Below are 26,086 nucleotides of genomic sequence, written 5' to 3' on the forward strand. Positions count from 1 at the left end.
GTGAACTTCACCAAGTCTTGTGGGACGGGCCGGAAATCCGACCCGTCCCATAAGCAAAATAAACTTGAAACTCCTAGCTGAATGGGATTGCACGTGGCAAACTACACCGCTGCTGATATCAAGGCACTGCGCGAGCGCACTGGCGCCGGCATGATGGACGTTAAGAAGGCACTGGACGAGGCTAACGGCGACGCCGAGAAGGCCATCGAGATCATCCGCGTCAAGGGCCTGAAGGGCGCTACCAAGCGCGAAGGCCGTTCGACCGCTGAAGGCCTGGTTGCTGCCAAGGTTGAAGGCAACGTCGGCGTCATGATCGAGATCAACTGCGAGACCGACTTCGTTGCCAAGAACGAGAAGTTCATCGCACTGGCCAACAAGGTCCTGGATGCCGCTGTGGCTTCCGGTGCTGCAGATGCAGAAGCACTGCTGGCTTACGAGCTGGACGGCAAGACCGTTGGCGACATCGTTATCGAAGAGGGCGCAATCCTCGGCGAGAAGGTTGTTGTACGCCGTGTTGCACGCATCGAGGGTGCCAAGGTTGCTTCGTACCTGCACAAGACCAGCAAGGACCTGCCAGCTCAGGTTGGCGTTCTGATGGCTGTTGACGCTGACAGCGAAGCTGCCGCAACCGTCGCACACGACGTTGCTGTCCACACCGCTGCAATGGCTCCTACCTTCCTGTCCCGCGAGGAGGTTCCAGCTGACAAGGTTGCCGACGAGCGCCGCATCGCAGACGAAACCGCTCGCGCGGAGGGCAAGCCAGAAGCTGCACTCACCAAGATCGTTGAAGGCCGCCTGACCGGTTTCTTCAAGGAAATCGTCTTGGTTGACCAGGCTTTCGCCAAGGACGCAAAGAAGTCCGTAGGCAAGGTCTTCGAAGAAGCTGGCACCAAGCCAGTTGCCTTCGCACGCTTCCGCGTTGGTGCCTAAGCTTTTACAGCTCTAAGCATTAGCCGTACGCATTAAGCGAACCGCGTTCAGGGCAACCTGAGTGCACAAGATCAAAGGGAGGTGAGCACCGAGAGAAAACTCGGTGACTCGCCTCCCTTTTCTTGAGCCCGGATCTCACGATAGCTTGGGATCTGGGAAGTAGTACCCCCAGCTTGATTCCGACCTCCAGGAGTAAGACACCTCATGCCAAGCACCCCAGAAACCAAACGACGCCGCGTACTGCTCAAGCTCTCCGGTGAAGTATTCGGCGGCGGCAAGATCGGCGTTGACCCGGATACCGTTCGCGGCATCGCCAAGCAGATCGCTGAAACCGTAGGCGAAGTAGAGGTCGCAATCGTGGTTGGCGGCGGCAATTTCTTCCGCGGCGCAGAACTCTCGGCCTCCGGCATGGACCGCTCGCGCGCAGACTACATGGGCATGCTTGGCACCGTCATGAACTGCCTGGCACTGCAGGACTTCCTGGAACAATGCGGCGTCGAAACCCGCGTCCAGTCGGCCATCGCCATGGCCCAGGTCGCAGAAAACTACATCCCACGCCGTGCCATCCGCCACATGGAAAAGGACCGCGTTGTCATCTTCGGCGCTGGCGCAGGCCTGCCGTACTTCTCCACCGACACCGTGGCCGCGCAGCGTGCCCTGGAAGTCGATGCTGACGAAGTTCTGATGGCCAAGTCGGGCGTCGATGGCGTGTACACCGCGGATCCGAAGAAGGATCCGACCGCCAAGAAGCTGGAGACCTTGACCTACAGCGACGCGCTGGTCAACGACATCCGCGTGATGGACCAGACCGCCATGACCATGTGCCAGGACAACAAGCTCAATATGCTGGTCTTCGGCATGGAAGGCGAAGGAAACGTGGCCGCGGCAATTCGCGGCGAGCGGATTGGCACCACTGTCACCGTCTAATCGGTGATCGTGGCTTAGGATTGAAGTAGATTTAATTTCCCGTAGCGGAAACACAGATGAAGTACTTGAGGAGTACCGGTGATTGACGAAACGCTGGCGGAAACCGCCGAAAAGATGGAACGCACCATTGAGGCCGCCAAGGAGGACTTCGCGACGATCCGTACCGGTCGCGCCCACCCAGGCATGTACTCGAAGGTCATGGTGGACTACTACGGTTCCCCGACCCCACTGCAGCAGTTGGCTTCCTTTGCAGTGCCAGAAGCACGCACCATCACCATCACCCCATTCGATGTGACCGCTATGCGCGCAATCGAAAAGGCTCTGGGCGATCCAGAAGTTGGGGCAAACCCATCTTCGGACGGAAAGATGATCCGCGTTGTCCTTCCAGTGCTGACCGAAGAACGCCGCAAGGAATACGTCAAGCTGGCCAAGGCCAAGGGTGAGGACGCCCGCGTTGCGCTGCGTAACCACCGCCGCAAGGCCAAGGACTCCATCGACAAGTTGGTCAAGGATGGCGAAATTGGCGAGGACGAGGGCACCCGTGCAGAAAAGGACCTCGACGCGCTGACCAAGAAGCACGTTGACGCAGTTGACGAGATCTTGAAGAAAAAAGAAGCAGAGCTGCTGGAAGTCTAATGCCAGGCTCGACAGACAACACTGAGGGCAACGCTTCGGCGGTGCCCTCAGTGGCATCCGGAGAATCCCAGCCCCTGACCCGACGTGAAGCTCGTGCCCAGCGCGAGGCTGCCGCCAAGGGGAAAAAACGCGGTTTCATGAAGAACCGCGCGGCTAGGGAAACTCCAGAACCTGCCACTGGAATCCAAGAACCGGTCACGACTGAACCGGCCAATCCGGTAGCTGCTCCAATGGCCACGCCAGCACCGGCACCAGCCGTGGAGCAAGTTGCCGGCACCGATGGCGTTTTGCCGACCCCTCAGCCAGGGGCTGGCGCGAACCCGGCAGCCGAGGTTTCCCCAGGCAAGGATGCAGCCGCTACGGCTGATACCGGGCAAGCGAAAGAGCGTGCCAAGGCAGCCTTCAAGGCTGATACGTCCAAGTCGGTGGCGGCCCCGGGGCCGGTCGCTGCCCAGCAGGCCGGACCAGCAGAGGAACCGGCTGAGCCCGTAGAATCGGCGGAACCCGGCAAAGCCAAGATCTTAGCGGCCCCAGCTGCCCAGGGTGGTATGCCAGCGAAGGGCGAAGCGACCAAACCGGAAGCCGAATCAGCGGCGCAGAATCCAGCGCCTGCCGAGGGCAAGATGCCTGCTCCACCGGTTTCCGACTCCACGGACCTGGCCGAGACCGGCCAGCCCGACGCGGCAGAAGCAGACATCCCTGCCGAGCTGTTGATAGGAACCCCGGAGCCGAAGAAATCGCGCGCCGGACGCAACCTGCCCGCGGCAATCGGCGTAGGCTTGCTGATGCTCGGCGTCGTCCTCGTTGGCCTGATGTGGTCGCAGCCATTGTTGGTCATCGCGCTGATTGCCCTCAGCGGCATTGGCTGCTGGGAAGTTGCGAGAGCTACTACTCACGCCAAGACCGCGGTGCCTCAATTGCCGTTGTACCTGTCCTCGGTCTTGCTGCCGGTCAGTGCCATTTGGGGCGGGGTGGAAGCCCTTGGATTCAGCTACATTGCCTGTATCCTCATCGCTCTGCTCTTCCGGCTCATGGAAGGACTAAAGGGTGCTGTGGCCTCGGTGATGAGCAGCGTGTTCATCATCAGCTGGGTGCCGCTGCTGCTTTCCTTCGCCCTGCTGATTCTTGATTCCGAGAATGGCCAATGGCTCATTGCCACGCTTTTGCTGCTCGCGGTCGCCAACGACACCTTCGGCTACATCGTGGGTGTGCTAATAGGCAAGCATCCGATGGCGCCAAAGATTTCTCCGAAAAAGTCCTGGGAGGGCTTCGCCGGATCAATGATTGGTTCGATGGCTATTGGTGCTTGCGCAATGCACTTCTGGCTGGAAATGCCATGGTGGACGGGCGTCATCTTGGCGTTCTTCACCACCATTGCCGCGACCACTGGCGACTTCGCGGAATCCATGGTCAAACGTGAACTGGGCATCAAGGACATGAGCAACTTGCTGCCGGGCCATGGCGGAATCATGGATCGCTTGGACTCGATATTGTTTGTCATTCCTCTGGGCTACGTGATTTCGCATGTGTTGGCCTGGAGCGTCGAAGTCTTCTGACCGGTCCCGCCAGCGGGTGTGATCCTCTACTGGAATGCACTGGCTGGTGTGGCCATTAAGCCAACTATTGGCCCAAGCCAATAGAATATGAGGGGTATCGCCTTACCGGGGTACCCAACTGATATCTCTCTAGAGAAAAAGGAACTGTCGTGTCGCAGCAGCAAGATGCTCCGTTTTCCCGCGTACCGGACTCGGAATTCGGCTACAACGCAAAGCAAGTTGATGCATTCCTGAGCCGTGCCCGCGCCACCTTCAACGGTGGAGGAAACGACGACAGTGTGGTCACCAGCCACCTGATCCGCCGCACCACTTTTGCGCCGCAGAAGGGCGGGTACCAGGCCCGCGAAGTCGATGGTGCGCTGGACCGCTTGGAAGATGTCTTTGCCAAGCGCGAGCGCGACGACTTGATTGCCCATCAGGGCGAGGAGGTCTGGCTGCAGCAGGTAGGCCGCCTGGCCGCGATCCTGCGTGGCCGCCTGCACCGTGCCAAGGGTGAGCGTTTCCGTCGCCCGTCGCGTTCCAACGCGTCGAGCTACAACATCGAAGATGTCGATCGCCTATGCGATCAGCTCATCGACTATTTCGAGAACGACGTGCCCATGGCCGTTGACACCGTACGCCGCGTGGAATTCCGCTCTTCGCAGGGAACCGATGGCTACGAGGAATCGCAGGTCGATGCATTCCTTGACCGCGTGGTCGAGCTGATGGCTTCGATCGACTAGCAGCTGTCTCCAGCGCAAACGCATTGCCGCGCAGGGCAGTGGGAAATTCTCCCCGCTGCCCTGCGCGGCTTTTTGCATTCTTGGCGACGCGCTGGCCGATAAGGCTAGGGCCGGGTCTGTTCATAGTGGGCCAACCAGTTTCGCAGCATTTCTTCGAGCACAGGACGATCAGCGGGGGCCAGCTGGTCCACGAGGCGCTTTTCGTTGCGCATGTGGGCGGTAAACGCTTCATCGATTTTCTTCTTGCCGCTAGCCGTCAAGGAGATGCGGCGCCCACGCCTGTCATCACCGGATAGCGCGCGGGTGACCCAGCCGTTGCTGACCAGCTTGTCGAGCCGCTTGGTCATGGCTCCGGTAGTCACCATCGTCTGCTGTGCCAGCTCGCCGGGGGCCAGGGAGTGGGGTTCTCCTGCCCGCCGCAAGGCCGCGAGCACATCGAATTCAGCTTCGGTCAGCCCATGCTCTGCATAAACCGTGCAGAGCTCCTCGGTCAGGTAATTAGCCAAGCGATGCAGCCGGCCGATGATTCCCTGGGGCGCTGGGTCGAGATCCGGCCGTTGTTCTGCCCACTGCTGTTGAATGCGCGATACGTGGTCGTTTTGCTCCATGCCTTTATTATATCTTCCAAGGAAGCTAAAGTATCTTCCATGGAAGATATTTTGAATTCCGCGGGGCACCGGCTTCGAACGCTGGGCTGGGTAGCACTGACCGCGATAGCCCCGATCGCGTGGGGCTCCAATTACTATGTCACCAAGGAATTTCTTCCCGACGGCTCAGCGCTCTGGGGTGCGGCGATCCGTGCATTGCCGGCGGGCTTGGTGTTGCTGGGGCTAGCCAGGAAACTCCCGCAGGGCAGCTGGTGGTGGAAATCCGCGGTTCTGGGCGTGCTGAATATCGGTGCCTTCTTTGCCCTGATCTACGTGGTGGCGCAACTTTTGCCATCGGGTGTCGCTGCTACGACCATGGCGATTTCTGCCGGTGTGCTCATGCTGTTCGCATGGCTATTGCTCGGTGAACGTCCTGCACGTTGGCCTTTGGTTGGGGCCCTCTTGGGCTTCGTCGGCGTGGGCATCATGGTATTCGATGCACAGGCCGGCATCGATATCCTGGGGATCGTGTTGTCGCTGGTAGCAATGGTCCTATCCAGTGCCGGGTTCATCCTGACCAAACGATGGTCTGAAGGGATGCCGATTATCCGTGTCACCGCGTGGCAGCTGGTGGCCGGAGGGGCAGTACTGGTCCCCTGCGCGCTGTTCGTGCATGGAGCACCCCCTGCGCTTGACCTGCAGGCGATGACGGGCTTCGGCTATGTCAGCCTCATTGCCACCGCGGCTGCCTATCTTGCCTGGTTCACCGGGCTGCGCCATCTCCCTGCATCGTCAGTTGGCCTCATTGGCCTGCTCAATCCAGTGACAGGGGTCCTGCTGGGAACATTGTTGGCAGCGGAAAGCCTCGGCCTCCAAAGCCTGATCGGGATGGGCTTGGTTCTCGGCGGAGTCCTTCTGGGGCTGGCCAAGGGATCCCGGCGCAGATCAGCTTCGGCACGCGAAGCATCTGGCCGCGACGCGCCTGCCGGAGAATCCGTGGAGACTGGCTAGAACTTCGCCCGCCAGTCCGGGACATGGAGCAACGCCATGACGCGTTCAACGTTGGCGGGCACGCTCCGCTTGGTGCTACGCGATACGAAGATCATCACCATGAAGGCCAAGGGAACGCTCCACGCCGCAGGCTGGCGCAAGAGGTGGATCCAGATCTCATCTTCCTGGGGCAGGAAGGCGCCGGTCATCAAGGCCAGCCCGCAGGAGATGCCGCCAGCCAGCAGTCCGGCAACAGCACCTCGAGCGGTCAGCGAACGCCACCAAATGCCCAAGAGCAGCAGCGGGCAGATGGTGGATGCAGTGAAGGCGAAGACGTTTCCAATGGCGCCCGCCAAGGCCAATGAATTGGTCACCACCGCGACCAGGACGGGCAGGGCGGTGGCCAGCACGGTAGAGATCCTGAAGCCCCGCACGGTACCCGAGAAGAATTCCTGGGACAGCGCACCAGCCAGGGATACCACCAAACCGGAGGTGGTGGAGAGGAAAGCTGCGAATGCGCCACCGACGACAATTGCGGTCAAGGCGTCGCCCAGGAATCCGTCGAAGAGGCGCCCGGGCAAGAGCAGGATGGTGGCATCGGTTTCATTGGTGGCACCGAGCTCCGGGGTGTAGAGCAAGCCCAGCACGCCCAAAGTCGTCGGCAAGAGGTAGAACGCGGAGAGCAGGCACAGCACAATCACCGTGGTGGTACGCGCAGCCTGGCCTGTGGGGTTCGTGTAGAAGCGCACCAGCACATGCGGCAGCCCCAGGGTGCCGAAGAGCAATGCCAAGATGATGGATACCGTCTCGTAGAGGTTCATCGCGTTCACGGACTCCAGCTGCGCATACAGGGCCTGGGCATGCCCGGATGCCGAATGCTCGGGGATGGCCCGCCCCAGCAGGAAAATCGTGGGAATAACCAAGGCCGCCAGCTTGAACCAGTACTGGAAGGCCTGGACGAAGGTCACCGAGCGCATCCCGCCGGACAGCACCGTCACGCAGACAACCGCGGCAACAATGACCGGACCGGCCCAACTCGGGAATCCGGTAGCGATGGATAGGGTCAGGGCTGCTCCGTGCATTTGCGGAACGATATAGAGCCAGCAGATCACCACCACCAGATAGGTGGTGATTTTCCGCAGCATCGGCGAGCCTTCGAAACGGATCTGCGCGAAATCGGGAATTGTGTATGCCCGGGAACGTCGCAGGGGAGCGGCAACAAACAGGAGCAGCATCAAGTAGCCTGCGGTGTAGCCGATGGGGAACCACAAACCTGATTGCCCAGAGAGCACAATCAGTCCGGCAACGCCCAGGAACGAAGCCGCCGACAGGTATTCGCCGCCAATAGCAGAGGCATTCCACCACGGGCGTACGGTGCGTGAAGCTACGTAGAAGTCGGAAGTCGTGCGGGACAGGCGCAGGCCGTGGAAGGCGATCAGCATGGTCGTGAGGCAAACGATCACCAGGGAGGAAACGGACAGCAAGCTAGCCACGGCTGATGCTCCGATACCGTTCTTCATTGCGTCCCGCGGCCCTGTTGTAGAGCATTCCGGCCACGATGATCAGTGGATACATGCCGATGCCCAAAACCCACCATGGCAGGGGCAGGCCCAGCAGATGGATGTCCTCGAAGACCGGCCAAAAGACGAGCAATGCACTGATGCCTACCAGCATCGCCAGCAGGCCCGCCGCCACGGCACAGGCCAGCCGCAGCTGGGAGCGGATCAGCTGGCGAACATAGAATTCTTCTGCTGTGTGCTCGGGACGGTCGGGGGAGACAGTCAAGGATGCATCCTGCGGAGCCTGGACACGCACGCGTTTTGGACGCTGCTCAGCGAAACGTCCGGGCATGAGGGGCTCTCGCCGGCTGTTGTCTTGGGGAAGTTGCTCCACGGAAGGCCAGCAGCTTCCTACAGCGGGCGGACGCGGTTGGCAGCCAAGCGTTCCCGCAGGTATGGCAACGCGCGACGAGAAATCGGAAGTTCGGTGCTGTTGACCAGCACAGCGGCCTTGCCGGTCTGCAAGCGAACGGTTTCGATCTTATCCATGCACACCAGGTAGGAACGGTGGATCCGAACGAAACCGGACTCGCCCCACTGCTGTTCCAGATCGTTGAGCGGAACCCGGATGAGATAGCTCGAATCCTTGGTGTGCAGCCGGGCGTAGTCTCCCTGGGCTTGAACGTAGGCGATATCCGCCCGAGGGATCAGCTTGGTGATGCCTCCCTGGTCCACCGTGATCATTTCCGGCTTGGCAGGGGTCTCCTCGACCAGCTCGCAGATGCGGCGAACGGATTCGGCCAGGCGCTGCGGGCGAATGGGCTTGAGCACGTAGTCGATGGCGGCCAACTCGAATGCTTGCAGCGCTTGATCTTCATCGGCGGTGACAAAAACAATCAGTGGGGGATTGGTGAAGCGGGAGATGACGCGGGCAATATCCAAGCCTGACAAAGCCGGCATGTGGATGTCGAGGAAAAGTGCGTCGACAGTATTTTCCTCCAGCGCCTTCAGCGCCGCGGCACCAGAGGTGGCGCGGTGAATTTTCCCGATGCGGGAATCCTGGCTGAGCAGAAAAGCGATTTCTTCTACCGCTGGAAGTTCATCATCGGCGACCACCACGTTAATCATGCGAAAATTCTACCGTTTATTGGATTTTTCTATGCATCGGAAGTGATCGTGTTGGGCGGACGGAACTTCGGGACACGCAAAGTGATCAGCGTTCCGGCCCCCGGCGCGGTCTCCACCACCAGTCCATTGGAATTGCCGTAGAGCTGGCGCATGCGCAGGTCGACGTTGCGCAGGCCTACGTGCATATTCGGGGTATCGCCAGCTAGCACACTGGACAGCTGCTCGGGATCCATGCCCATGCCGTCATCTTCCACGCTGATGACTGCGTGCATTCCGTCTTCGGTGGCCGTGATGGAGATGACTCCGCCATCTGGCCGGGCTTCGAGTCCATGGCGTACCGCGTTTTCAACCAGCGGCTGCAAGGCCAGGAAGGGAATTTGCGTGGGCAGCACCTCGGGAGCGATCTGCAAGGAGACCTTGATGCGCTCACCGAAACGGGCCTTTTCCAGCAACAGGTAGCGGTCAATCGCTTCCAGTTCTTCGGCCAGGGTGGTGAATTCACCGCGGCGGCGGAAAGAGTACCGGGTGAAGTCGGCGAATTCTATGACCAGCTCACGGGCTCGAGCGGGATCAGTATTGATGAACGAGGCGATCGCATTCAGCGAGTTGTAGATGAAGTGCGGGGAGATCTGAGCGCGCAAGGCACGCATCTGCGCTTCGAGCAGCATGGCCTTGGATTCATCGAGCTGGGCGGTGGAAACTTGCGCGGATACAAAGACCGCTACCTCGGAAACTGCCCGAACGAAGCTGGCGCCGGCCCTGCGTGATAGCGCGGTCACCGTTCCCACGCTTTGATCTCCTACGGTGATCGGCGCGGACACGAAGTCCATGCCGGAGGAACGTTCTACCTGGGTTTTGCCGGTTGCCAGCGCGCTTTTGGAAACCTTGGAGGCTGCTTCTTCGAGTTCCGCGGTGAAATCGGCCCCTGCATCGGTGGCCAGCACATGGGTGGTGTCGCTGATCAGCAATACCTGGCAGTTCAAGAGCCTGCGCAGCGCCTTGGCGCTTTTGGCCGCCCCGTCCTCAGTCAGGCCGCGCTCCAAATGGGGAACCGCAACGGACATGTGGTGCAACGTCTTGTAGGTGGCTTCCTCGACGTCGGTACCCATTTCCTTGGTGGAGCGGGAAATCCTGAAACCGATGTAGCCGACAAGAGCGATTCCGACCATCGCAATGGCGACGATCAGGGTGACTTGCAGCGCTGGAGACATGTATCCCATCTTAGGGCCCTGCCTGATCTGCCGACCGTTCAGCGCGCCATGCTGCGCCGTTGGGCGCAGAAAGCAGTCCGTTGAGCCACGAGCTGTGCAAGACCCCTAGTCGCCAACGGGTTTATCGCCAATAGTGAACTTAGTCACAAAACCGATGTGCGCCCAGTCACATCATCAACTCGCTCAAGGAGGGCATCATGAGTGCCAACCCGGAACACGGCGTCGCTGCTGACGTTGATTTCGTCAAGGAGAGCCAATCCGAGGAATTCCAGGAACTGCGAAAGACCCACCGCAGTTTTGTTTTCCCGATGGCAGTCTTCTTCCTCGTCTGGTATTTCGCCTATGTGCTGCTAGCCGACTACTTCCATGACTTCATGTCCATCAAGGTTCTCGGCAATATCAACATGGGTATTGTTCTCGGGTTGCTGCAGTTCGTGTCGACCTTCGCGATCACCGCGGCCTACGTCAGTTTCTCGAATAAGAAGCTCGACCCCAAGGCAACCAAGATCCGTGAACGCCTAGAGAGCGAGGGAGTGAACTAAATGAACCAGCTCAGCATCCTGGCCCAGGCCGCGGGAGAGTCGACCCAGGTCGGCAACCCCTTGGTCAATATCGCCATCTTCCTGGCCTTCGTGGGCGTCACCATGGTGATCGTGCTCCGCGCCTCCAAGAACAACAAGACCGCTGCGGATTACTATGCAGGCGGCCGTTCCTTCACGGGAACGCAGAACGGCACCGCAATTGCCGGTGACTACCTCTCGGCAGCCTCCTTCCTGGGCATCGTTGGCGCTATCGCCATCCAGGGCTACGACGGCTTCCTCTACTCGATCGGCTTCCTGGTTGCTTGGCTGGTTGCCTTGCTGCTGGTTGCGGAGCTGCTGCGCAACACCGGCAAATTCACCATGGCCGATGTGCTGTCCTTCCGGCTCAAGCAGCGTCCGGTGCGCATCGCCGCGGCCATCTCCACGCTGGCAGTGTGCGTCTTCTACCTGCTGGCGCAGATGGCTGGCGCCGGCGCGCTGGTTTCCCTGTTGCTGGGTATTGACGAGAAGCTGGGACAGTCGCTGGTGATCGTTATCGTTGGCGCATTGATGATCCTCTATGTGCTGGTTGGCGGCATGAAGGGCACCACCTGGGTGCAGATCATCAAGGCCTGCCTGCTGATCGCCGGCGCGCTGATCATGACCGTGTGGACGCTGGCCATGTTCGGCTTCAACTTCTCCGACCTGCTGGGCAAGGCAGCTGAAGTAGCCGGCAACCCCGAGATCCTGAATCCGGGCATGAAGTACGGTGTTTCTGAAACTGCCAAGCTGGACTTCATCTCGCTGGCCCTGGCCTTGGTGCTTGGCACCGCCGGCCTGCCGCACGTGCTGATGCGCTTCTACACCGTTCCTACCGCGAAGGAAGCCCGCAAGTCCGTCGTCTGGGCTATCTGGCTGATCGGCGCCTTCTACCTGTTCACCCTGGTGCTGGGCTTCGGCGCCGGTGCACTGATTGGCCCGGATCGAATCCAGGCGGCTCCAGGCGGCGTGAACTCTGCGGCACCGCTGCTGGCCTACGAATTGGGCGGCACAGTGCTGCTGGGCCTGATCTCTGCAGTGGCCTTCGCAACCATCCTTGCTGTAGTGGCGGGCTTGACCATCACCGCGGCGGCATCCTTCGCCCATGACGTGTACGCGTCGGTGATTGCCAAGGGCAAGTCGACTCCAGAGAAGGAAATGAAGATTGCCCGCCGCACGGTCTTGGTTATCGGAGTCTTCGCTATCGCTGGCGGCATCGGTGCCCAGGGGCAGAACGTGGCCTTCCTGGTGGCATTGGCCTTCGCGGTGGCCGCTTCGGCTAACCTGCCAACCATCTTGTACTCGCTGTTCTGGAAGGGCTTCAAGACCCGCGGCGCAGTGTGGTCCATGTACGGCGGCCTGGGTTCGGCTTTGCTGCTGATCATCTTCTCGCCAGTGTTCTCGGGCTCGGAGACCGCAATGATCCCAAGCATCGATATGGTGATCTTCCCGCTGGCTAACCCGGGTATCGTCTCCATTCCGCTGGCCTTCTTCCTAGGCTGGCTGGGCTCGGTTACCGACAAACGTGTCGAGGACATTACCAAGCAGGCGGAAATGGAAGTTCGTTCGCTGACCGGTGTCGGTGCCGAGAAGGCAGTCGACCACTAAGGCGAAGAATTCATAAAACTCAATAGCGAAGTTCCGGGAACCAGCCAGCAGGCTGGTTCCCGGAACTTTTTGCTGCCCTGTGCGCTACGCGTTATTGGCTAGCGAGTGCTGAAGCAAAGCGGTGGTGCGGTAGGGGACGAGCTCGGCCATGGATAGTGCCGAGTCCGCACGATTCACTCCGTCTATATGCAGCAGCTGTCCATGGACCCGAAACAGCTCCTCGGCGTCTTTGGCCGCTACCCGCACCAAGATGTCGGCAGAGCCGGTGAGCCCGTGTGCTTCAAGCACCTCGGGGATGGCTTCGAGCTTGGCGGCGATGTCCCCGAGATGGCGTTGCTCAACATGCAGCTCGACAAAGGAAAGCAGCCCGTAGCCCAGCACTTCGGGCGGGATGCGGCGGTCAATGGAATCAAGAACTTCATTCTCCAGGCGGGTCATCCGCGTCTGCACGGTATTTCGCCCGAGGTTCAAAGCCGTGGCGATAGCCGAGCCGGTGCGCTTGGCTGCGGTCGAGAGGGCCAGCAGGATGCGCCGGTCGGTAGTGTCCAGAAGTTGCATAATGTGCACGTTAGCACTGACCGGTTCTCATAAACAGTGCGTTTTGCTCTAATTCCAAAAACACCATTGTGCATCCTGCCTTGCGTGAGTAGCATCACATTAAGCGGTGTTTGTGAATGAAAACCCGCAACCGACTACGTGAGAGTAAGGATGCCGATCGTGTCCACACAGCACATTGACGTAGCCGCCGGATGCCTACCCACGCATCAGCTGCTGAACGTCGACGGGAAACGAATCCCGGACGAAGAACTTGACCATTATCTGAAGGACCTCAAAGAAGCGGACCTTGCAGATTTCCTTCGCGACATGGTGGTCCTGCGCCGCATGGACAATGAAGCCACCGCATTGCAGCGCCAGGGCCAGCTAGGACTCTGGGCCCCGTTGCTCGGCCAGGAAGCCGCACAAATCGGCTCGGTCCGCGCCACCGAAGCGGATGACTTCATTTTCCCTTCCTACCGCGAGCATGGCGTCGCATGGGCCAGGGGAGTGAAAGCAGAAGATCTGCTCAGCGTGTGGCGCGGGGCCCAGGCCAGCGGCTGGGATCCGAATGAAGTCAATATTGCTTGCCAGCAGATTGTCATTGGCTCCCAGGCTTTGCACGCAGCCGGATACGGAATGGGAATCAAATTCGACGGGGGCAAGCAAGTTTCTGTGGCCTACTTTGGCGATGGCGCCACCAGCCAGGGCGACGTGAGCGAAGCCATGGTCTTCGCCGCCAGCTACCAGGCGCCAGTGCTGTTCTTCTGCCAGAACAACCAGTGGGCCATTTCCGAACCAGTCCACCTGCAAAGCCGCACCCAGATTGCCGACCGTGCCCACGGCTTCGGGCTGAAGACCTGGCGGGTGGATGGCAATGACATCCTTGCAGTCTACGCAGCCACCAAGGCCGCCCTGAATCACGCGCGCAACGGCCTGGGCCCAACCTTCATTGAAGCGGTCACCTATCGCATGGGGTCGCACACCACCGCCGATGATCCAACCCGCTACCGCAAGAGCGAGCAGCTCGAAGAGTGGAAAGCCAAGGACCCTATCGACCGCCTGGTGAAGTACCTGCATGAGATGGGTGCCGATGTGCAGTCCTACGAGCAGCGTGCCCAGAACGCAGCCGATGATCTGGCCGCGAAGCTTCGCGCCGCGATCACCACCATGGAGGACCCCAAGGTGGAAGAGCTGTTCACCAATGTATATGCCGAGAAGCACGAACCAACCGAACGCGCAGCCAAGAACTATCTGGACTACTTGGCAGATTTTGAAGGTGGAGAGTAACTGTGGCAACCACCATGCTCAAGGCGCTGAACAAGTCGCTGCACGATGCCCTAGACGAGGACGAGAAAGTCATCCTGCTTGGTGAAGACATCGGAACCCTCGGCGGCGTCTTCCGGGTCACCGATGGCCTGAAATCCAAATTCGGCGAGCACCGCGTCGTCGATACCCCGCTGGCAGAATCCGGCATTGTCGGCAGCGCCATCGGCCTGGCCTACCGAGGCTATCGCCCAGTAGTGGAGATCCAGTTTGACGGCTTCACCTACCCGGCCTTTGACCAGCTAGTATCCCAGCTGGCTAAATTGCATTACCGTTCCCGGGGCCGTGTGAAGATGCCGGTGACAGTTCGAATTCCCTACGGCGGAGGAATCGGTTCACCGGAGCACCACTCCGAATCGCCGGAAGCATATTTCGCCCACACCGCCGGTCTGCGCGTCTTCGCGCCTTCAAGTGTCGAAGATGCCTATAGCATGTTGCGCCAGGCCATCGATTGCGATGATCCGGTCATCTTCTTCGAGCCGAAGCGCCGCTACCACGAGAAAAGCACAGCCGAACTTCTGGCTCCAACGCCAGACGGATCGCCAAAGGCCAAGATCATCCGACCCGGTGAAGATGTCACCGTGGTCGGCTATGGCCCGACCACTTACACCTTGGTGGATGCGGCCAAGGCCGCAGAAGATGAAGGTACCAGTCTGGAGGTCATCGACCTGCGCACCTTGGATCCGTTGGATATCGACACCGTGGCCGAATCCGTCAAGCGCACCGGCAAGCTGGTTGTAGTCCATGAAGCCAGCCGCACCAGCGGTATCGGTGCAGAAATCTGTGCCGAAATCACCGAGCGCTGCTTCGACTATCTGGAGCACGCCCCATTGCGCGTCACCGGATTCGATATTCCGTATCCGCCATCGCGGCTCGAAAGCCACCACCTGCCCGATTTGGATCGAGTGATGCACGCGGTCGATACCGTGATGCGCCACAACGAGGCAACCGAAGGAGCTGCCAAGTGATGACCGCCCACACATTCAAACTCCCGGACCTCGGCGAAGGGCTCACCGAGTCCGAGGTGCTGAATTGGAAAATCAAGGTTGGCGAGCATGTTGCGCTCAACCAGATCATTGCCGAAGTTGAAACCGCCAAGGCAGTGGTTGAACTGCCCTCGCCGTATGCCGGCTTCGTTCAGGCTCTGCATGCCACCGAAGGTGAAACAGTGCAGGTTGGCGGTCCGCTGGTCACTTTTGATCAGGAGCCAGGCGCTTCCGGCGGGCAGCCGCCAGTAGCAGGTCCCGGAAATCATGGGGAAAGTGCGGCCGTCGAGCGCACCCCAACCCTCGTTGGCTACGGTGCCCCGGCAGACACCGGCAACCGTCCAACGCGAAAAGCTCGTGGCTCCCGCAACGGGGGAGCGGCGCAATTGGCGGAACCAGTTGCATCCGCACCGGATGCCGCGCCGGCCAGTCCTGAGCGCGAACAACATGAGACGACTCGATGCACACCGCCCGTACGCAAGCTGGCACGCGATCATGGAGTCGATATTTCGGCGCTCGCCGGCAGCGGCGAGGGTGGGCTGGTGCTGCGTAGGGATGTTCAGCAGGCCATCGATTCCGTAGGTACCAGCACCTCATCGGCAAGGGGAAATGAGCCAGCGTCCTCGCCGGATGTGGACCGCCATGTGAAGATCACCGCCGTCCGCAGAGCCACAGCCAAAGCGATGGTGCAGTCGGCGTTTACTGCACCGCATGCCACCGAGTTCCTCACTATTGACGTCACCGAATCCATGGCGTTGGTGGAAAGAATGCGTTCGCATCGCTTGCTGAAGGACCGGAAACTCAACATCACAACGTTGGCGGCGCTCGTGGTGACGAGATTGCTGAAGACTTATCCTGCGCTGAACTCGACGTGGGATGAAAAGGCTGACGAAATCATTGAGTTCGGGTCAGTGAATCTGGGCATGGCTGTGGCAAGTGACCGCGGCTTGCTGGTTCCGGTGCTGAAAAATGCCCAAGCCAAGACGTTGCCCGTATTGGCAACTGAACTCAGCGAGATTATTCTCCAGGGCCGCGAAGGAACGTTGTCACCAGCCCAATTGACCGGTGGCACATTCTCCATTACCAATGTGGGGGTTTTCGGCGTGGATGCCGGGACCCCGATTCTACCTCCGGGGCAGGCTGGAATCCTGGCATTAGGCCAAGTGAAACGAAGGCCTTGGGAATACCAAGACCAAGTTGCCCTTCGCCATACCATGACTTTGGCTTTGTCCTTCGATCACAGAGTGGTTGACGGCAAGGAAGCAAGCGAGTTCCTCGCAGGTGTCGGCTCGGTATTGGAAGACCCCGGAATGATGAATATTTTTATTTGAGCTTAAATAAAAACTGACCCGGCTGAAGTTATTTCAGTCGGGTGAGTAACCCGATTTCAAGCATTGCTTTCATGACTATTCATTGGTTGTTTCGCAATGTTTGATGTAATCTCATTCACTACGTGCTATAGCTCACGCTTGCCTGCACGGCTCTGCGAAATGCAGAAGCAGCAACGATCTGTTGAGGAGAAATAGGATGCGATACTCGCACGCATCTAAGGCTGTCGTTTTATCTGCAGCCTTGGCGCTGACCCTGTCCGCTTGTGGCGGCGGTTCAAATGAAACCGCCGGTGGCGAAGGTGACGGCTCGTACGTCGTCACCGCAAACACCACCGAACCGCAGAATGGCCTTCTGCCGGCTAACACCAACGAAGTTGGCGGCGGCCGCGTAATGGACCTGATCTTCACCGGTTTGGTCAGCTATGACGCAAAGGGCGCTCCGGTCAATGAACTCGCTGAGTCCATCGAAACCGAAGACTCCCAGAACTACACCATCAAGCTGAAGGCCGGACATACCTTCTCGGATGGTTCCCCAGTAACTGCTGCTTCGTTCGTGGATGCCTGGAACTTCGGCGCCGCGGCAAAGAACGCACAGCTGAACTCGTACTTCTTCGAATCCATCAAGGGCTTCGATGAGGTCAACAAGGAAGGCTCCAAGAAGGAAGAGATGGAAGGCCTGAAGGTAGTGGATGACACCACCTTCACCGTCGAGCTGTCCCAGCCTGAGTCCGACTTCCCGCTGCGCTTGGGCTACACGGCGTTCATGCCGTTGCCTGAAGCGGCCTTCGAAGATCCAAAGGCCTTTGGCGAAAAGCCAATCGGCAACGGCCCATACACGTTGACCGAGTGGAACCACGATGTGAACCTGAAGCTGGACGTCAACGAGAGCTACGACGGTCCACGCAAGGCGGCTAACGCCGGCATCGACTTCAAGGTCTACCAGTCCACCGACTCGGCGTACAGCGATCTGCAGTCCAACAACTTGGACGTCCTCGACCAGATCCCGCCAAGCCAGCTGGCTTCCTACGAGTCTGACCTGGGCGATCGTTCAGTCAACTCGCCATATGCCGGCAACGCAACCATCACCATCCCGGGCTACCTGGACCACTTCAAGCAGGACGAAGAGGGCAACCTGCGCCGTGCCGCGATCTCCCGTGCCATTGACCGCCAGCTGATCATCGACAAGGTGTACCAGGGTGGCAAGGTCAAGGCCGATGACTTCACCGCACCAGTGCTCGAAGGCTACAGCGCCGACGTTCCAGGCAGCGAAGTCCTCGACTTCGACGGGGCTGAAGCCAAGAAGCTGTGGGAACAGGCTGATGAAATCAGTAAGTGGGAGTCCGGCGATGAATTCTCTGTCGGCTACAACGTTGATGGCGCGGGCAACAAGGAATACGTCGAAGCTGTCGTCAACCAGCTGAAGAGCAACCTGGGCATCAACGCAGTGGCTCAGCCATTCTCTTCATTCAAGGAATTGCGCGAGAAGGTCACCAGCTACAAGATGACCGGTGCATTCCGTACCGGTTGGCAGGCCGACTACCCGTCGCTGTACAACTTCCTTGGTCCACTATTTGGCACCGGGGCCGGTTCGAATGACGGCAAGTACTCCAGCAAGGAATTCGATGACAAGCTGGCCGAAGGCCTGTCTGCCACGGATCCGGCCGAGGGTGCAAAGATCTTCAACGAAGCACAGGAGATCCTGTTCAAGGATTTGCCGGCCATCCCTCTGTGGTACCAAGCAGTCCAGGGTGGTTGGAGCGAAAACGTTGATAACGTCGAGTTCGGGTGGAACGGTGTTCCTATGTACCAGCAAATCACTGGCAAATAAGTTTCCTTCAGCATTCGGCCTAATCAGAGCGAATAGAAGCTGAAAACTCGTCAAGGGAGATCCGAGCAGCTCAGGGTCTCCCTTTGGCGTGTCCGTCCTGCCTCGCAAAAATAAACGTCGAGATATTTATCGACGGAAAGAGGATGAAAATGGCCCTGTGCCCTCATGTGTCTCGAGGTGAGATGCAAGCATGTTAAGTTTTACCCTGAAGCGAATCGTGCAGCTGATTCCGGTGTTCATCGGAGCTACGCTGCTGGTGTACTTCCTGGTTTTCGCAACACCGGGTAACCCCATCGCCGCACTTTCCGGTGGCAAGCCAATGAGCCCCGCTACCGAAGCGGCCCTGACCGCACAATACAACTTGGATAAGCCTTTCTGGGTCCAATATGGCCTGTACCTGAAGAATCTGGTGACCTTGGATCTGGGAACCTCGTTCTCCGGCCAGGAAGTTCGAGACTTGCTGGCTCGGGCCTTCCCGGTCACCGCACGCCTGGCGATCCTCGCGTTGTTGATCGAATCTGTCTTCGGCATCATCTTCGGCGTCATCGCCGGCATGCGCAAGGGCAAATTGTTCGACTCGACCGTCCTGATCGCATCGCTGCTGGTCATCGCAGTTCCAACCTTCGTACTGGGCTTCCTGCTCCAGTACGTGGTCGGAGTCAAGCTCGAATGGGCAAAGCCAACCGTTTCCGGTTCGGCAACCTGGGGCGAACTGATCCTGCCGGCCTTGGTCCTGGGACTCGTTTCTCTGGCTTACGTTTTGCGACTGACGCGTACCTCCATCATTGAGAACAAAACCGCTGACTATGTGCGCACCGCAACTGCCAAGGGCCTGAGCCGCAACCGCGTTGTCACCGTGCACATCTTGCGCAACTCGCTGATTCCAGTCGTGACCTACCTTGGCGCCGACTTGGGCGCACTCATGGGCGGCGCCATTGTTACCGAGGGTATCTTCAATGTCCCCGGTGTCGGCCACTTGCTCTACCAGGCAATCCAGAAGGGCGAAACCCCGACGGTGGTTGCCGTTGTAGGCGTCTTGGTGATCGTCTTCGTGATCGCCAACCTGATCGTGGATATGCTGTACGCACTGCTTGACCCAAGGATCCGTTATGCCTGAGAACCAGAACTTTAATCCCGAAGACGGCCTTCCCATCCGAAACACCCGTGCCGGCAAAGTTTCCAAGTACAAAATTGAGCACTACGTGGCCCCATTGGAGGAGACTCCGCTGCAGGCGGTGGATTCTGTCAAGGAAACCGGCAAGCCATTGTCCATGTGGGCTGAAGCATGGCGTTCACTGCGCAAGCAGCCGCTGTTCATCATCTCCACGCTTCTGATCATCGCCGTCATGGTTGTAGCTGCGTTCCCGCAGCTGTTCACGTCCATTGATCCGACTGGCAACCAGGCATGCTTACTGGAAAATTCCAATGAGCCAGCACGCCAGGGACATATCATGGGCTTCAACCTGCAGGGTTGCGACATCTACGCCCGTACGATCTACGGCACGCGTGCTTCGCTGCTCGTAGGCGTATTCACTACCCTCATCGTGGTGCTGCTCGGCGGTGCCATTGGCGCGCTGGCAGGCTACTACGGCGGCTGGATCGACACCATCCTGGCTCGTCTGGGCGATATCTTCTTCGCGCTGCCGCTGATCCTCGGAGCCATCATCGTGATGCAGCTTCCTGCCTTCCGTGAAAACCGAAGCGTTTGGACGGTTATCATCACCCTTGCGATCTTCGGCTGGCCGCAGCTGGCACGCATTACCCGCGGCGCAGTGATCGAGGCCCGCAACGCGGACTTCGTGAAGGCCTCGCGCGCGTTGGGCCTGTCCAAGTTCAGCGCTTTGGTCAAGCACGTCATCCCGAACTCGTTGGCACCGATCATTGTTGTTGCCACGGTGAACCTCGGCGTATACATCGTTGCCGAGGCCACGCTGTCCTTCCTGGGCGTCGGGCTTCCGCCAGACGTCATGAGCTGGGGCAACGATATTTCCTCCGCACGTACCCAGCTGCGCAATAACCCGACCATGCTGATGTGGCCAGCACTGTTCCTTTCGGTAACGGTATTGAGCTTCATCATGCTCGGCGATGCAGTGCGCGACGCACTGGATCCGAAGGCCCGGAAGGGAGCCTAAGCAATGACTCAGAGTGCAACTCCCAAGCCTCTGCTGGAAGTCAAGGACCTGGCGATCACTTTCTCCACTCCTGACGGTCCAGTGCACGCAGTGCGCGACGCCAACTTCACCGTGATGCCCGGGGAAACCGTGGCCATCGTGGGCGAGTCCGGTTCCGGCAAGTCAACTTCGGCACTGGCTGCTATCGGCCTGTTGGCCGGCAACGGCAAGGTCTCATCCGGCCAGATTCTTTTTGACGGCGAGGACATCGCCCAAGCGAGCGAAAAGCGATTCGTAGAGCTGCGCGGCAACCATATTGGCATGGTTCCGCAGGATCCGATGTCCAACTTGAACCCGGTCTGGAAGATCGGGTTCCAGGTCAAGGAAACCCTGAAAGCCAACGGCTTGGCGGGGGATAACCCGAACAAGCGTGTAGCCCAGGTCTTGGCCGATGCAGGTTTGCCCGATCCGGAGACGCGTGCGAGGCAGTACCCGCACGAATTCTCCGGTGGCATGCGTCAGCGTGCGCTGATCGCCATTGGCCTGGCCTGCCGCCCGCGCCTGCTGATTGCCGATGAGCCAACCAGCGCACTGGACGTCACCGTGCAGCAGCAGATCCTGGACCATCTGGACACCATGACCAGTGAACTGGGCACCGCCGTGCTGCTGATTACCCACGACCTGGGCTTGGCAGCAGAGCGTGCCGAGAAGGTCGTCGTGATGTACAAGGGGCGTGTCGTCGAATATGGCCCAGCGCTGGAGATTCTGCGCAACCCCAAGCACCCGTACACCCAGCGCCTGATCAACTCGGCTCCATCGTTGTCAGCACAGCGTGGAGACAAGCACGAGGCGATTGTTGATGAGGTAATTCCGGGCAAGGCCGAGCCGCTGCTGAAGGTCAGCAACCTGACGAAGGTCTTCGATATCCGCAAGGGGTTCGGCAAGAAGGAGAAGTTCACCGCGGTGGACAACGTGTCCTTCGAGATCCCCAAGGGCACCACCACCGCCGTGGTAGGCGAGTCCGGTTCCGGCAAGTCCACCATCGCCCAGATGGTGCTCAACCTGTTGGACAAGACCGAGGGCGAGATCATCTTTGATGGCGAACAGATTGGCAACCTGAGCGAGAAGCACTTGTTCAAGTACCGCCGACGTGTCCAGCCGATTTTCCAGGATCCGTACGGATCCTTGGATCCGATGTACTCGATATTCCGAACCATCGAAGAACCACTGCGCATTCACGGTATTGGTAACGCGGCATCACGGGAGAAGAAGGTCAAGGAACTGCTGGATCAGGTTTCCATGCCGGCATCCACCATGCACCGCTTCCCGAACGAGCTGTCCGGCGGACAGCGCCAGCGCATCGCGATCGCGCGTGCTCTGGCCTTGCAGCCGGAAATGATCGTTTGCGATGAGGCTGTTTCGGCGTTGGACGTGCTGGTGCAGGCCCAGGTGCTTGAGCTGCTTGATGAGCTGCAACGCGAAATGGGCCTTACCTACCTGTTCATTACCCACGACCTGGCTGTAGTCCGCCAGATCGCGGACAACGTATGCGTGATGGAACACGGAAAGATCGTCGAACAGGGAACGACGGACGAGATTTTCGATGCGCCAAAGAGTGCATATACCCGCAACCTGCTGGCTGCGATCCCTGGAGCTTCGCTGATCTAGCAGCTCGGAAATCCGCTGAATGGGCCGGTGAAACCGTAAGGTTTCACCGTCCCATTCTGCGCTTAACCTGAGCTCAAGCAACGTCATATTCAACGAATATTTCAGATTTAATCAATCTGAAACAAACGTTGCAAAAATGTTATAAATCACTCCGCGAGTCAACATGCATGAAACAGTTGCCCGATTGATTTTTCCCAATCTGAAAGAAATCCTTGAAATCTCGGGGGTGTGAGCTGGATCTCGTAAACCCGCGGGTAACAAGCGCGTTGCGAATGACTCTCAGGGGGAGGATTGCAGCAATATCTGAAGCGCTTCTTTCTATATCCAAGCCAGAAAATTCGGGTTAGTCTATTGCTCAATGGATTGATCATGTGATCTGGTCCACATTGGATCCCCCGATCCAGCACTCGTATCGTTCAAGAACTCAAGGAGGCGAAATGCGGTTTCAGCGCGTTTCGAAAGCAGTAGCTGTAGGCGCAGCACTGGCCCTGGCCCTTTCGGCTTGTGCACCAGGCGGCGGAGACACAGGCGCCGATGCATCAAAGGATGCTGGCGCAGGTGGCGGCAACGGTTCGGCAGAAGCAGCAAACAGCGGCAAAGCCGATCTGGGTGATATCAAGACTGCCGAAGACAATATCAACGTCACCGTAGGTGCCCCGGAATTCCTGAGCTACAACGGCTTTACTCCGAACACCTATTCCACCTACAACTCGGCCATCGTGGACCGGATGTTCGCTGGGTTCAGCTACTTCGGTACTGACGGCACGCTGTACCCCAACGAGGCCTTGGGCAGCTATGAGAAGGTGAGCGACGATCCGCTCACCATCAAGTACACCATCAATGAAGAAGCCAAATGGTCCGATGGCACGCCGATCACCGTAGCCGACTCCGTGCTGGCATGGGCAGTGCAGAACCTGAACCTCAACGAAGGTTCCAAGGACAAGCCGCTGTTCAACTCGGTCTCAGTTGATCTCGGCGACACTGTTCCAGCTGGTCCGCAGGGCGACTGGGATGGCAAGGAATTCACTGTTGAATTCGCCGAGCCTGATCCGGACTGGGCCCTCCAGTCCTGGATGCTCCACCCAGCACATGTGGTGGCCGAAGAGTCGGGCATGAGCACCGAAGAGCTCGTCAAAGCCATTCTCGCTGGGGAATCCGACAAGCTGAAGAAGGCTGCCGATTTCTGGAACGAAGGCTGGATGACTGACCCGGGCAAGCTGCCCGATGAGAAGATCTCGCCTGTATCCGGCCCCTACAAGCTGGGCAGCTGGAAAGCTGGAGAGTCCGTAACCCTGGTTGCCAATGAGAACTACTATGGCCCCGCGCCTGCAACCAAGGAACTGACCTTCCGCTTCCTTGAAGACGCAAGCATGGTCCAGGCATTGCAGAATAAGGACGTTGACGTCATTAACCCGCAGCCCACCGTTGATACGCTCGCGCAGCTGGAGAATCTTGGCGACGCTGTAGCAATCCAGAAGGGCGACACCCTGACCTGGGAGCACCTTGACTTCAACTTCGCCAAGGGCAACGAAATGACCAATCTGGAACTGCGCAAGGCCTTTGCCATGTGTGTTCCACGTCAGCAGATTGTTGACAACCTGATCAAGCCGCTGAACCCCGACGCCATCGTGATGAACTCCCGCGAAGTCTTCCCGTTCCAGGATAACTACCAGGAAGTAGTGGACGCATCCTACGACGGCCGCTATGACCAGGTGGATATCGAAGGCGCCAAGAAGATCCTTGAAGAGCAGGACGCTGTGGGTACCGAAGTACGCATCGGCTACTCGGCACCTAACGAACGCCGCGCCAACCAGGTCTCGGCCATCAAGTCCTCCTGCGATGAAGCGGGCTTCAAGATCGAGGACACCGGTTCGGCTGACTTCTTCTCGCCAAACGGTGCGCAAGACCGTGGCGACTACGAAGTAGCACTGTTCGCTTGGGCAGGTTCCGGCCAGATCAGTTCCGGCCAGAACATCTACGCCACCGGCAAGCCGCAGAACTTCGGCCAGTACTCGAACGCTGAAGTCGATGCAGCATGGGCGACCCTGGCAAGCTCGCTGGACCCGGCTGTCCATGCCGAGCAGACCAAGAAGATCGAGAAGCTGTTGTGGGATGACCTGTTCGGCATCCCGGTATTCGCCCACCCAGGCTTGAGCGCCTCGGGTTCGGATATCCAAAATGTCCGTCACACCGCAACGCAGGACCAGATCGTCTGGAACGCCGAGCAGTGGGTACGTGCTGAGTAATTGCCCCTAGGCAACGTACTTGCACAATGTGAGTGAGCACATGTGGGGCCCGATCAAAAATCGGGCCCCGCAGTGTGTTCAAAGGTCCCCAACCTCAAGGGCCGGCTCACTTCCGTGAGATGAAAGTAGGACATTAGAACCGTGTGGAAATTTATCGCCAAGAGACTAGGCTCAGCACTTGCCGTGCTGTTCGCCGCATCGCTCTTGCTCTACGTACTGGTAATCAATTCAGGTGACCCGCTCAAGGACCTCCGCGAAAGCAACGCGGATAACCGCGAGTACTTGATGGCCCAGCGTGTGGAATACATGAACCTGGATGCACCCTGGTACGGACGCTACTGGGACTGGCTGACCGGCGCCAGCAAATGCCTGATTGGCCAATGCGACCTGGGACAGAATATCAACGGCGTAGAGGTCTCCGGCTTGCTGGCCAACGCCGCATCGTCCACCTTGCGGCTGGTAGTGCTCGCTACGGTGATCGCCGCGGTTCTGGGTATCGCCATTGGCGTTTTGACTGCAATCCGCCAGTACTCCGGCCTGGATTACATCGTTACCTTCATGACCTTCCTCTTCTTCTCGCTTCCCGTCTTCTGGGCAGCTGTGCTGCTCAAGGAGTACCTGGCAATCAGCTACAACGACTGGCTGGCGGATCCGCAGATATCCCTGGGGTCATCCATAGCCATAGGCATCGTCGTCGGACTCGTCCTGCAGATGTTCCTCGGGGGCTCCTTGAAGCGCCGTGGCATCACCTTCATAGCTGCCGCTGTTTTCGTCCCGCTGGTGCTGCAGTACAGCATTTGGCTGAATTTCTACCGCTACCCGCAAATGGGCCCCGCAATCATCATCGTGCTGACGGCACTCGTGGCCTTGAGCGCCACTGCCATGAGCGTTGGCCTGAAGGAAAAGCGCGTGCTGTACCCGGCGCTGATTACCGTCGTACTGGTCTTGGCCATGTACTACGCGACCTTCTACATGCTGCTGGAACCAAACGCATGGATCCTCTTGTTCGGACTGGTCCTCGCGGTAGCGATTCCGGCAGTAGTCGGGCGCTTCATGGGCGGCCGCTTGCGCAAAGCAGCGATGTCCGTCTCCGTAGCCACCGGTGTTGTCGGTGCAGGATTGACCGTTGTCGATCACATGTTCCGCGCTTGGCCTGGTTTCCTGGACGTCAAGGGACGCCCCATCGCGACCATCGGGTCGTCCACTGCTAACCTCGAAGGCGGTTTCTGGGATCACTTCCTGGATAACGGCACCCAGTTGCTGATGCCGACCATCCTGCTTGCAGTGATTTCTTTGGCTAGCTATTCGCGCTACACGCGTTCTTCCATGCTCGAAGTGCAGCGCCAGGACTACATTCGCACCGCCCGTTCCAAGGGATTGAGCGAACGCACCGTGATTTTCCGGCACGCGTTCCGCAACGCGATGATCCCCATCGCCACCATTGCAGCCTTCGACTTCGCCGGCCTGATCGGCGGTGCCGTGATCACCGAGCGCGTCTTCGGCTGGAAGGGCATGGGCGAAATGTTCGCAACCGGCCTGGATCATGTCGACCCGGCACCTGTGATGGCGTTCTTCCTGGTTACCGGTACCGCCGCAATCATTTTCAACTTGCTGGCGGATATCGTTTACGCCCTGCTTGACCCACGAATCCGAGTCTAGGAGGCATGGACCAATGAACATCCTTCATGCCTGCAACCCTAAG

23 protein-coding genes are annotated in these 26,086 nt (G+C 58.9%); 17 read left to right on the plus strand and 6 right to left on the minus strand.

Going from position 1 to position 26,086, the window contains the following annotated elements; all coding sequences use genetic code 11:
* The first annotated feature begins 93 nt into the window (after positions 1-93).
* The 5 genes from tsf to CQ012_RS07815 all read left to right on the plus strand — a co-directional run bounded on the left by tsf (position 94) and on the right by CQ012_RS07815 (position 4,771).
* Positions 94-930: a translation elongation factor Ts gene (tsf, locus tag CQ012_RS07795; RefSeq protein ID WP_105657303.1), complete on the plus strand. Its 837-nt coding sequence runs from the start codon at positions 94-96 to the stop codon at positions 928-930.
* A gap of 204 nt (positions 931-1,134) precedes the next feature.
* Positions 1,135-1,857 carry a UMP kinase gene (gene pyrH / locus CQ012_RS07800; RefSeq protein WP_105657240.1) on the plus strand — a complete coding sequence of 241 codons (723 nt, stop codon included), beginning with the start codon at positions 1,135-1,137 and terminating at the stop codon, positions 1,855-1,857.
* A 78-nt stretch (positions 1,858-1,935) separates the two neighbouring features.
* Entirely contained in the window at positions 1,936-2,493 is a 558-nt protein-coding gene (frr, locus tag CQ012_RS07805; protein ID WP_105657241.1) for a ribosome recycling factor, read from the plus strand.
* Positions 2,493-4,049, plus strand: a complete 1,557-nt coding sequence (locus CQ012_RS17885; RefSeq protein ID WP_286134594.1) for a phosphatidate cytidylyltransferase — start codon at positions 2,493-2,495, stop codon at positions 4,047-4,049. Before frr ends, CQ012_RS17885 begins: the two co-directional genes overlap by 1 nt.
* Before the next feature lie 149 nt (positions 4,050-4,198).
* Positions 4,199-4,771 carry a DivIVA domain-containing protein gene (locus tag CQ012_RS07815; protein WP_105657242.1) on the plus strand — a complete coding sequence of 191 codons (573 nt, stop codon included), beginning with the start codon at positions 4,199-4,201 and terminating at the stop codon, positions 4,769-4,771.
* Positions 4,772-4,875: 104 nt separating this feature from the next.
* Here CQ012_RS07815 and CQ012_RS07820 read toward each other — a convergent pair whose 3' ends face one another.
* On the minus strand, positions 4,876-5,379 hold the full coding sequence (locus tag CQ012_RS07820; protein ID WP_105661811.1) for a MarR family winged helix-turn-helix transcriptional regulator: 504 nt from the start codon (positions 5,377-5,379) through the stop codon (positions 4,876-4,878).
* A 39-nt stretch (positions 5,380-5,418) separates the two neighbouring features.
* Here CQ012_RS07820 and CQ012_RS07825 point away from each other — a divergent pair, with 39 nt between their 5' ends.
* Positions 5,419-6,369: a DMT family transporter gene (locus CQ012_RS07825; RefSeq protein ID WP_105661812.1), complete on the plus strand. Its 951-nt coding sequence runs from the start codon at positions 5,419-5,421 to the stop codon at positions 6,367-6,369.
* Here the strand turns inward: CQ012_RS07825 and CQ012_RS07830 are convergent.
* The 4 genes from CQ012_RS07830 to CQ012_RS07845 are packed head-to-tail and all read right to left on the minus strand — an operon-like array spanning position 6,366 to position 10,186.
* Positions 6,366-7,841 carry a sodium/solute symporter gene (locus CQ012_RS07830; protein ID WP_388023966.1) on the minus strand — a complete coding sequence of 492 codons (1,476 nt, stop codon included), beginning with the start codon at positions 7,839-7,841 and terminating at the stop codon, positions 6,366-6,368. The two genes, CQ012_RS07825 and CQ012_RS07830, sit on opposite strands and share 4 nt — an antisense overlap.
* Positions 7,834-8,199, minus strand: coding sequence for a DUF485 domain-containing protein (locus tag CQ012_RS07835; protein WP_105657246.1), 366 nt, complete (start codon positions 8,197-8,199; stop codon positions 7,834-7,836). The genes CQ012_RS07830 and CQ012_RS07835 overlap by 8 nt, the downstream gene beginning before the upstream one ends.
* A 59-nt stretch (positions 8,200-8,258) precedes the next feature.
* Entirely contained in the window at positions 8,259-8,975 is a 717-nt protein-coding gene (locus CQ012_RS07840) for a LytR/AlgR family response regulator transcription factor (RefSeq protein ID WP_105657247.1), read from the minus strand.
* Between the two features lie 29 nt (positions 8,976-9,004).
* The gene (locus tag CQ012_RS07845) at positions 9,005-10,186 is read right to left on the minus strand and encodes a sensor histidine kinase (protein ID WP_105657305.1); all 1,182 of its coding nucleotides are present in this window, start codon (positions 10,184-10,186) and stop codon (positions 9,005-9,007) included.
* A 197-nt stretch (positions 10,187-10,383) separates the two neighbouring features.
* On the opposite strand from CQ012_RS07845, the gene CQ012_RS07850 reads away from it, so the two are divergent.
* Together CQ012_RS07850 and CQ012_RS07855 are read left to right on the plus strand one after the other, a co-directional pair.
* Positions 10,384-10,728, plus strand: coding sequence for a DUF485 domain-containing protein (locus tag CQ012_RS07850; RefSeq protein ID WP_105657248.1), 345 nt, complete (start codon positions 10,384-10,386; stop codon positions 10,726-10,728).
* Entirely contained in the window at positions 10,729-12,354 is a 1,626-nt protein-coding gene (locus CQ012_RS07855) for a monocarboxylic acid transporter (protein WP_105657249.1), read from the plus strand.
* Positions 12,355-12,438: 84 nt separating this feature from the next.
* Here the strand turns inward: CQ012_RS07855 and CQ012_RS07860 are convergent, their stop codons facing one another.
* A complete protein-coding gene (locus tag CQ012_RS07860) occupies positions 12,439-12,912 on the minus strand; it encodes an Lrp/AsnC family transcriptional regulator (protein WP_105661916.1) in 474 nt (157 codons plus the stop codon).
* A 150-nt stretch (positions 12,913-13,062) separates the two neighbouring features.
* On the opposite strand from CQ012_RS07860, the gene pdhA reads away from it, so the two are divergent.
* The 9 genes from pdhA (at position 13,063) to CQ012_RS07905 (ending at position 26,043) form a co-directional block, all read left to right on the plus strand.
* A complete protein-coding gene (gene pdhA / locus CQ012_RS07865; RefSeq protein ID WP_105661813.1) occupies positions 13,063-14,178 on the plus strand; it encodes a pyruvate dehydrogenase (acetyl-transferring) E1 component subunit alpha in 1,116 nt (371 codons plus the stop codon).
* Positions 14,179-14,192: 14 nt separating this feature from the next.
* A complete protein-coding gene (locus tag CQ012_RS07870) occupies positions 14,193-15,182 on the plus strand; it encodes an alpha-ketoacid dehydrogenase subunit beta (protein WP_105657306.1) in 990 nt (329 codons plus the stop codon).
* Positions 15,182-16,531, plus strand: coding sequence for a dihydrolipoamide acetyltransferase family protein (locus CQ012_RS07875; RefSeq protein WP_105661814.1), 1,350 nt, complete (start codon positions 15,182-15,184; stop codon positions 16,529-16,531). The genes CQ012_RS07870 and CQ012_RS07875 overlap by 1 nt, the downstream gene beginning before the upstream one ends.
* 196 nt (positions 16,532-16,727) lie before the next feature.
* Positions 16,728-18,359, plus strand: a complete 1,632-nt coding sequence (locus CQ012_RS07880; RefSeq protein ID WP_105661815.1) for a peptide ABC transporter substrate-binding protein — start codon at positions 16,728-16,730, stop codon at positions 18,357-18,359.
* Between the two features lie 190 nt (positions 18,360-18,549).
* On the plus strand, positions 18,550-19,476 hold the full coding sequence (locus CQ012_RS07885; protein ID WP_105661816.1) for an ABC transporter permease: 927 nt from the start codon (positions 18,550-18,552) through the stop codon (positions 19,474-19,476).
* Positions 19,469-20,491: an ABC transporter permease gene (locus tag CQ012_RS07890; protein WP_286134595.1), complete on the plus strand. Its 1,023-nt coding sequence runs from the start codon at positions 19,469-19,471 to the stop codon at positions 20,489-20,491. Before CQ012_RS07885 ends, CQ012_RS07890 begins: the two co-directional genes overlap by 8 nt.
* A gap of 3 nt (positions 20,492-20,494) precedes the next feature.
* A complete protein-coding gene (locus CQ012_RS07895; protein ID WP_105657255.1) occupies positions 20,495-22,138 on the plus strand; it encodes an ABC transporter ATP-binding protein in 1,644 nt (547 codons plus the stop codon).
* A gap of 437 nt (positions 22,139-22,575) precedes the next feature.
* Positions 22,576-24,384 (plus strand): ABC transporter family substrate-binding protein, encoded by a 1,809-nt coding sequence (locus tag CQ012_RS07900; RefSeq protein WP_105661817.1) that lies wholly within the window; start codon positions 22,576-22,578, stop codon positions 24,382-24,384.
* A gap of 141 nt (positions 24,385-24,525) precedes the next feature.
* Positions 24,526-26,043 carry an ABC transporter permease gene (locus CQ012_RS07905; RefSeq protein ID WP_105661818.1) on the plus strand — a complete coding sequence of 506 codons (1,518 nt, stop codon included), beginning with the start codon at positions 24,526-24,528 and terminating at the stop codon, positions 26,041-26,043.
* The last annotated feature ends 43 nt before the right edge of the window (positions 26,044-26,086 follow it).

The sequence above is a fragment of the Arthrobacter sp. MYb214 genome (genome assembly GCF_002979865.1).
GTDB lineage: Bacteria > Actinomycetota > Actinomycetes > Actinomycetales > Micrococcaceae > Glutamicibacter.

Bases quoted from the DNA above. Each gene is read 5' to 3' on its own strand.
- CQ012_RS07895 (WP_105657255.1), top strand. From the start codon at position 20,495: ATGACTCAGAGTGCAACTCCCAAGCCTCTGCTGGAAGTCAAGGACCTG.
- CQ012_RS07880 (WP_105661815.1), top strand. From the start codon at position 16,728: ATGCGATACTCGCACGCATCTAAGGCTGTCGTTTTATCTGCAGCCTTG.
- CQ012_RS07860 (WP_105661916.1), bottom strand. From the start codon at position 12,912: ATGCAACTTCTGGACACTACCGACCGGCGCATCCTGCTGGCCCTCTCG.
- CQ012_RS07840 (WP_105657247.1), bottom strand. From the start codon at position 8,975: ATGATTAACGTGGTGGTCGCCGATGATGAACTTCCAGCGGTAGAAGAA.
- CQ012_RS07900 (WP_105661817.1), top strand. From the start codon at position 22,576: ATGCGGTTTCAGCGCGTTTCGAAAGCAGTAGCTGTAGGCGCAGCACTG.
- pdhA (WP_105661813.1), top strand. From the start codon at position 13,063: ATGCCGATCGTGTCCACACAGCACATTGACGTAGCCGCCGGATGCCTA.
- CQ012_RS07855 (WP_105657249.1), top strand. From the start codon at position 10,729: ATGAACCAGCTCAGCATCCTGGCCCAGGCCGCGGGAGAGTCGACCCAG.
- CQ012_RS07875 (WP_105661814.1), top strand. From the start codon at position 15,182: ATGACCGCCCACACATTCAAACTCCCGGACCTCGGCGAAGGGCTCACC.
- pyrH (WP_105657240.1), top strand. From the start codon at position 1,135: ATGCCAAGCACCCCAGAAACCAAACGACGCCGCGTACTGCTCAAGCTC.
- CQ012_RS07890 (WP_286134595.1), top strand. From the start codon at position 19,469: ATGCCTGAGAACCAGAACTTTAATCCCGAAGACGGCCTTCCCATCCGA.
- CQ012_RS07885 (WP_105661816.1), top strand. From the start codon at position 18,550: ATGTTAAGTTTTACCCTGAAGCGAATCGTGCAGCTGATTCCGGTGTTC.
- CQ012_RS07825 (WP_105661812.1), top strand. From the start codon at position 5,419: ATGGAAGATATTTTGAATTCCGCGGGGCACCGGCTTCGAACGCTGGGC.
- CQ012_RS07850 (WP_105657248.1), top strand. From the start codon at position 10,384: ATGAGTGCCAACCCGGAACACGGCGTCGCTGCTGACGTTGATTTCGTC.
- CQ012_RS07835 (WP_105657246.1), bottom strand. From the start codon at position 8,199: ATGCCCGGACGTTTCGCTGAGCAGCGTCCAAAACGCGTGCGTGTCCAG.
- CQ012_RS07845 (WP_105657305.1), bottom strand. From the start codon at position 10,186: ATGTCTCCAGCGCTGCAAGTCACCCTGATCGTCGCCATTGCGATGGTC.
- CQ012_RS07870 (WP_105657306.1), top strand. From the start codon at position 14,193: ATGCTCAAGGCGCTGAACAAGTCGCTGCACGATGCCCTAGACGAGGAC.
- CQ012_RS07820 (WP_105661811.1), bottom strand. From the start codon at position 5,379: ATGGAGCAAAACGACCACGTATCGCGCATTCAACAGCAGTGGGCAGAA.
- CQ012_RS17885 (WP_286134594.1), top strand. From the start codon at position 2,493: ATGCCAGGCTCGACAGACAACACTGAGGGCAACGCTTCGGCGGTGCCC.